This window comes from Okeania sp. SIO3B5 (assembly GCF_010692555.1).
Lineage (GTDB): Bacteria > Cyanobacteriota > Cyanobacteriia > Cyanobacteriales > Microcoleaceae > Okeania.
In genome coordinates this window covers 1-6,605 of record NZ_JAAHHG010000543.1, presented here as the reverse complement: position 1 = coordinate 6,605, position 6,605 = coordinate 1, and the positions used below count along the sequence as shown (strand labels likewise).

5 protein-coding genes are annotated in these 6,605 nt (G+C 34.9%); 3 read left to right on the top strand and 2 right to left on the bottom strand.

The window, feature by feature from the left end:
* The first annotated feature begins 112 nt into the window (after positions 1-112).
* From F6K54_RS37790 to F6K54_RS37780, 3 genes are all read left to right on the top strand, one after another.
* Positions 113-328: a hypothetical protein gene (locus F6K54_RS37790; protein ID WP_293089165.1), complete on the top strand. Its 216-nt coding sequence runs from the start codon at positions 113-115 to the stop codon at positions 326-328.
* A gap of 290 nt (positions 329-618) precedes the next feature.
* Positions 619-1,614 (top strand): sulfurtransferase, encoded by a 996-nt coding sequence (locus F6K54_RS37785; protein WP_293089164.1) that lies wholly within the window; start codon positions 619-621, stop codon positions 1,612-1,614.
* Positions 1,615-2,291: 677 nt separating this feature from the next.
* Positions 2,292-4,238 carry an SBBP repeat-containing protein gene (locus tag F6K54_RS37780; RefSeq protein ID WP_293089162.1) on the top strand — a complete coding sequence of 649 codons (1,947 nt, stop codon included), beginning with the start codon at positions 2,292-2,294 and terminating at the stop codon, positions 4,236-4,238.
* A 483-nt stretch (positions 4,239-4,721) separates the two neighbouring features.
* On the opposite strand, the gene rnc (F6K54_RS37775) is transcribed toward F6K54_RS37780, so the two are convergent.
* Positions 4,722-5,420 (bottom strand): ribonuclease III, encoded by a 699-nt coding sequence (gene rnc / locus F6K54_RS37775; protein ID WP_293089160.1) that lies wholly within the window; start codon positions 5,418-5,420, stop codon positions 4,722-4,724.
* A gap of 29 nt (positions 5,421-5,449) precedes the next feature.
* The gene (gene rnc / locus F6K54_RS37770) at positions 5,450-6,136 is read right to left on the bottom strand and encodes a ribonuclease III (protein ID WP_293089158.1); all 687 of its coding nucleotides are present in this window, start codon (positions 6,134-6,136) and stop codon (positions 5,450-5,452) included.
* Between the last annotated feature and the right edge of the window lie 469 nt (positions 6,137-6,605).

Sequence of the window (6,605 nt, the reverse complement as noted above, 5' to 3'; positions counted from 1 at the left end):
GTTATATAGAGGTTTAAAAAAAGAATATAAAAATTATAAATGAGTATAAAAGAATGGGGGGGGGGGGAGTGGGGGGGGGGGGGAGGGGGGGGGGGGGGGGGGGGAGGGGGAGATGGGGAGATGGGGAGATGGGGAGATTGAGAGATGGGGAGATGGGGAGATTGAGAGATGGGGAGATGGGGAGATGGGGAGATGGGGAGATTGGGGGATTGGGAGTGTGGGAGAAATTAAAAAATATATCTCTTCTACCATTACCATGCAGGACTACCAAGTAATTTATAGGAAATATCTATTAGACGAAAAAGATAAATCACTACATAAAAAATAGTATCAAAACTATTCATTCTGACTCCTGACTCCTGTCTCCTAAGAAATACCCTAAATATTTGTAGCAAACATTTATCAATTTGGTATTAATTATTATTTAATAATTGAAGTTTCACCCAGGTATAGCGTGATTTTTGGTAATTAGTATAAGAAGAAAAATCCTTGTATTTTCATAGGAATTCTATGGTCTACCAAGGGTGAAAACTTCTATAATATCTACTCCTTATTCCCTACTCTTTTTTCCCTGTTTTCTACTGGCAAAATGTACCCAATCGACGAGGAAACTGCTATATGTTTAATCGCCTCAATTTAAGTACACTTAAAATTATTGCAGTGGTAGGATTAATGCTCTTAGGATTAATTTCTACATTGGCGATATCCAGTTTTATTAAAACTACCAATATAATCAAAAATCAATCTATTGATTCTCAATTTGTAATTCATGAATCTCCCCAAAAAATAATTAAAAGTAAATGGATAATTAGCTCTGCTCAAGCTAGGGAATTAGTTGCACAAGGAGCAACAATTTTAGATGCTCGTTCTTGTAAAATATTGAATCCCCAAAGTTTGTTAAATGCAACTTGTATCGGCTGGAAAGAATTTTCTCAGTCTCAATCTCCATTTAAAGGAAAATTACTTACAGATGACAAAGTTTTGACAGAAAAATTACAAGCTATAGGCATTTTTAATCACAAACCAGTAATAGTATTTGGCAATACCATAAATGGTTGGGGAGAAGATGGCAGAATAGTTTGGATGTTACGCACTTTAGGTCATCAAAAATCCTTCTTAGTTGATGGAGGTTTTGCTGCTTTAGTTAAAGCGGGTTTTCCTACAGTTAATTTTACGAAAAATAATTCTCCACCTAGAGGAGATTTTGTTGTTAATCGGAATAAAAATTGGCATATTAGTCAGAATGAATTAAAGACAAGTTTAGAAAAAGATAATCTGGTAATTATTGACACTAGAGAGCCACAAGAATATGCTGGAAAAACACCTTATGGAGAACAACGTGGCGGTCATATTCCAGGAGCAATTCATATCTATTTTAAGTATTGGTTAGATAATAATGGGATGTTATTATCGCGGGATAAAATTTTAGAAATGTTGACAGAGAAGGGAGTTACAAAAGATAAAATTATTGTTACTTATTGCACAGGTGGTGTACGTTCTGCTTGGTCTACTTCTGTATTGACAGATTTGGGATTTAAGGTGAAAAATTATTCTGGTTCTATGTGGGAATGGTCAGCTAGTAATGCAGATATTTATCCTTTGAATAGGGAGTAGGGAGTAGGGAGTAGGGAGTAGGGAGTAGGGGAGTGAGGGAGTAGGGGAGTAGGGGAGTAGGGGAGAAATAAACATAAGAATAATTAACATTAACTGAGCTGCTAATTAACAAAAAGGGACTTTGTCTGTATTAATTATTTAATAACTGAAGTGTCATCTAAGTATAGTATTACTTTTGAGAATTGGTATTAAACTCAAAATAAAAAAAAAACCTATCCCACTAATAAGATTTTTGCTAAAAACCCTAAATATTTTGAGAGTTAAAAACGAAAAATTAAGCTTTTCAAACACATTTTACTAAAACAAATAAACTTGTTAAAACAGTTCCCGTTGTTATGAGGTACACCCCGAAGCGGGCAAGATGCCTAAACGCAGGCAAGATGCCCACGCTACATGATTTTCATCATTTACCCTGTACCTCATTTGCCCGAAATATGCTGTAAAAATAGTGGGATAGGTTCAAGATAAAAAAATAAATGATTAATGTTTAAGTGTTTAGGGATGAAATTGAATAATATAGTATTTCTCAAGTCACTGATGTACATTTGTTTTTATTCTTTTCTACTCCCTACTCCCTACTCCCTACTCCCTACTCCCTACTCCCTACTCCCTGCTCCTTATTGTATAATAACAAAAATAATTTCCCAGTATATTTTGAATTTAATTTAGTGCTAATTATGGATGAATTCAACTTTCTAATTGAACAATCACAGATAACATTAACACCTCCAGAGTTTCCACCTCCACCACCATCGGAAGTTTCTCCAGAGGTAATATCAACAAACCCAGAATTTCCACCTCCACCACCATCAGAAGTTTCTCCAGATGTAATTACTCCAGTGGAAAATTTCCCAGAAACTAATGATATAGTTTTGATTAATAATCCAGGGTTAAATTTTGGTTCCCCAATTCCCTCAAATAATAATGCAACTATAGAATTTTCTGACCTTTTAGGAGGCAGTAATTTTGAAGATGGACGAGGCATAACTACCGACGCAGAAGGCAATATTTACATTACAGGCAGTACCAATTCTATAGATTTTCCAGTAACTGCAAATGCTGTACAAAATAGCTTTACTGGGGGTAATGAATTTGGTTCTGGCGATGCTTTTGTTGCTAAATATTCTCCTGATGGAACTCTGATTTATTCTACATATATAGGTGGAAGTGGTGATGATTTTGGTACAGATATTGAAGTAGATGAAAGTGGTAATATCTACGTTACAGGCAATACTAATTCTGTTGACTTTCCGACAGTAAATGCTTTGCAAAATACTTATGGTGGCGGTGAATTTTCAGGGGATGCTTTTGTTGTTAAACTATCTGATGATGGTACTAATATCGAGTATTCTACTTATTTAGGTGGGCAAGATAACGATTTTAGTAGTGGTATTGCTGTAGATGATAATGGCAATGTTTATATAACAGGAGATACAGGTGCTTTACTCCGTTTTCCTATCGTCCCTCTTACAGGTATTGGCGACTTTCCTACTACAGAAAATGCACTACAAAATTCTTTAATTAATGAATTTAATCGTGATGCTTTTGTCAGTAAAATATCTACTGATGGAAGTGAGTTAATCTACTCAACTTTATTTGGTGGAAATGATACGGAGGTAAGTAACGATATTACTATAGATAGTAGTGGCAATGCTTATATAATTGGTGATACTCGCTCCGTTGACTTTCCGACAGTAAATGCAATACAAAATTCTTTAGGTGGAGACCGAGATATATTCATTACCCAACTTAATAGTGACGGTAGCGACCTAATTTTTTCCACTTATTATGGTGCGGTAGATGGAGATACTGGTAATAGCATTGCCGTAGATGAAGTGGGCAATATTTATGTAGGAGGAGCTTCCGGTAGTCAAATTATTGGAGGTGATGCAGTAGTACCCCCAGTTGGAGAATTTCCCACTGTTAATGCTTTGCAAGATAATTTTGGTGGGGGTGAAAGTGATGGAATTTTGATGAAAGTAAATAGCGATCGCTCTGTTGGATATGCGACTTATTTAGGAGCAGCAAATTTCGAGTCTATTGAGGGTATTGATATTGATGGAGTCGGCAATACTTATATTATTGGTAACGATAACTTTGCCGATGCTTTTGTCAGTAAAATATCTAACGATGGTGGAACTGTAGAATATTCCATTTCCTTTGAGAACAACAATAATTTGGGTATATTTGGCAATGACATTGCAGTAGATGAAGTTGGTAGCGCTTATATTGTCGGTTCCAGCAACTCAACTGTTTTTCCTGAATTTCTTCCAGGTGGTAGTAGTACAGCAAGCGATATTTTTGTTGCCAAACTAAGCTCTAATAGTCAACCTCCAAATATTCCCTCTCCTAATATTCCTAGCAGTTTCAACGAAAATCTTTACTTAGTAGAAAATTCCGGTGTAGCAGATGCTGTGGCAAATGGTTTATTTAGTAATGGGTTTGAACATTGGTTAGAATTTGGCTATTTTGAAGGGCGATCGCCTCAGTTTGCTTTTGATGAAGAATTTTATTTGACTACTTACCCAGAAATTGCTGATGCTGTGACAAATGGTTTGTTTATCAATGGGTTAGAACATTACATTCGGTTTGGGCAAACTGAAGGACGTCAAGCTGTTACTTAATTTAACTAGCTATCAGCTATTAGCTATCAGCTATCAGTCGAAAAATTTGTGCATATAATGGCGTTGCTGAGTGGTAATGATTTTTAGATTAAGTATCAACGCAAAACATAAGTTTTTCAATTGTAAGCATTCAGCTATTAGCAGTTAGCAGTTAGTAGTTAGCAACAAGACTCTCTCCTAGAGAAAAGTGTTTAAATTAATGTAAACTTTAAAGGCAAGGGAGCCAACTTTTTTAGAAAGAGAATTAACAAAGCTTTTATCATCAACTAAAAGCAATAGCTGATAGCTGATGGCTGACGGCTGAATGCTTACTTTCAATTTGATCTTCAGCCACTTACAATATTACATTTCAGCAACGCCAAAAAAAGAGAATATTCCTTATTTCAAACCTCCTTATTGCAGAGGTACTGATAACTGTTAACGCAGTTCCTCCGGAGGAGGCTAACTGATGAATGATAACTGAAATAACCCCCAAATTCTTATTCAAATTAATCCTTCTTTTATCAGAGCTTTTTCTGCCGCCCGTTTTTCAGCTTCTTGTTTACGATGACCTTTTCCAACACCATATAATTTCCCTTTAACTCTAACTTCAGCAGTGAATATTTTGGCATGATCGGGACCTTCTCCATTATTAGATTCATATTTAGGATTTTCTCCAAATTTTGCCAATGCCCACTGTTGAAATTTACCTTTAGTATCTACTAAATCATCTGTTTGTGCATCACTTTCTGAATCTGGAAAAATTATTTCATCTGCAACTGGTTGAAAAATTTTTTTCACAAAAGGGCGAACTTTCGTCAAATTTGAGTCTAGAAAAAAGGCTCCAATTATTGCTTCAAAAGTGTCACTAAGTAAGGCCGGGTTTTGACGGCCTCCATCTTTTTCTGCTCCCTTACCAAGACGCATTAATTCACCTATTTCGAGTTGAACTGCAAATTTTGCCAATTGTTTTTCATCTACTAAAAGTGAACGGAGACGAGTAAGTTCTTTAGGTTTTAAATCATATTCTTCTTTATAACGTCTATAGAGTAGTTCTCCTACTAGGAAACCTAGCACAGCATCGCCCAGAAATTCTAGACTTTCGTTATCTTCTTCTCCAGAATTTTCGTTTAAAAAAGAGCGGTGGGTGAGAGCTTGTTTTAGAAGTTCAGGATTTTTAAATTCGGGTAGTTTATTTGTCATTTTTCAAGATTATATTTATTGATATTTTTCTATATTAATCCTTCTTGTTTCAATTTAGATAGTGCATTTTTCGCAGCTTGTTTTTTTGCTTCTTTTTTACTACTACCTTCACCTTGAGCATACTTTATATTATCCACAAATACTTGAGACAAAAAAATAGGTTTATCATCTGAACCACCACATTTATTAGATTCATATCTAGGAATTTTTTTAATTTCTTCTAATGCCCACTGTTGAAATTTAGCTTTAGTATCTACTAAATCATTGTCTGGAAAAATTATTTCATCTGCAACAGGTTGAAAAATTTTGTTTACAAAAGGCCGAACTTTCGTCAAATTTGAATCTAGAAAAAAGGCTCCAATTATTGCTTCAAAAGTGTCACTAAGTAAAGCCGGGTTTTGACGACCCCCGTCTTTTTCTGCTCCCTTACCAAGACGCATTAATTCACCTATTTCTAGTTGAACTGCAAATTTTGCCAATTGTTTTTCATCTACTAAAAGTGAACGGAGACGCGTAAGTTCTTTAGGTTTTAAATCATATTCTTCTTTATAACGTCTATAGAGTAGTTCTCCTACTAGGAAACCCAACACAGCATCGCCCAAAAATTCGAGACTTTCATTATCTTCTTCTCCAGAATTTTCGTTTAAAAAAGAGCGGTGAGTTAGAGCTTGTTTGAGGAGTTCAGGATTTTTAAATTCAGGTAGTTTATTTGTCATATTACGAATTTTAATTTCTTGATAAGCTAGATAGGCATCAATAAATGTTGAAACGAAGAATCTGAAAATTAAGCCAGCAAGAAGTTTTCCATAAATTTTTCAAGTTTTGAATTTCCATCACGATTTTATGGATAATTAAACCCTCCTACTTATAGCAATTTACTACTCTATAGAAGTACTTATATTGATGATTTTAGGGAGTAGGAAAGAGTGAATAGGACAAAAAATATTTACCGAATAATTAATAATTAAATAATTCTGGTTTAAAGCCTCCCCTTTTAAGGGGAAAAAAGAAGACAATATTCCTTATATTCAATCCTCTCGGTTTTAACCATAGGTAATTATCAATTATCAATTATCAATTATCCATTAATGAACGTATCAGTTGTATCAGATTAATTGCCGAATATGCTGTATTTACAGCAAGCAAATTTTAGAATAGTTAGCGAAAGTTGAAAATTAATCTATA

Excerpts from the sequence above, each read along its gene's own strand:
- F6K54_RS37790 (WP_293089165.1), top strand. The coding sequence starts at position 113 with ATGGGGAGATGGGGAGATGGGGAGATTGAGAGATGGGGAGATGGGGAG.
- F6K54_RS37785 (WP_293089164.1), top strand. The coding sequence starts at position 619 with ATGTTTAATCGCCTCAATTTAAGTACACTTAAAATTATTGCAGTGGTA.
- F6K54_RS37780 (WP_293089162.1), top strand. The coding sequence starts at position 2,292 with ATGGATGAATTCAACTTTCTAATTGAACAATCACAGATAACATTAACA.
- rnc (WP_293089160.1), bottom strand. The coding sequence starts at position 5,420 with ATGACAAATAAACTACCCGAATTTAAAAATCCTGAACTTCTAAAACAA.
- rnc (WP_293089158.1), bottom strand. The coding sequence starts at position 6,136 with ATGACAAATAAACTACCTGAATTTAAAAATCCTGAACTCCTCAAACAA.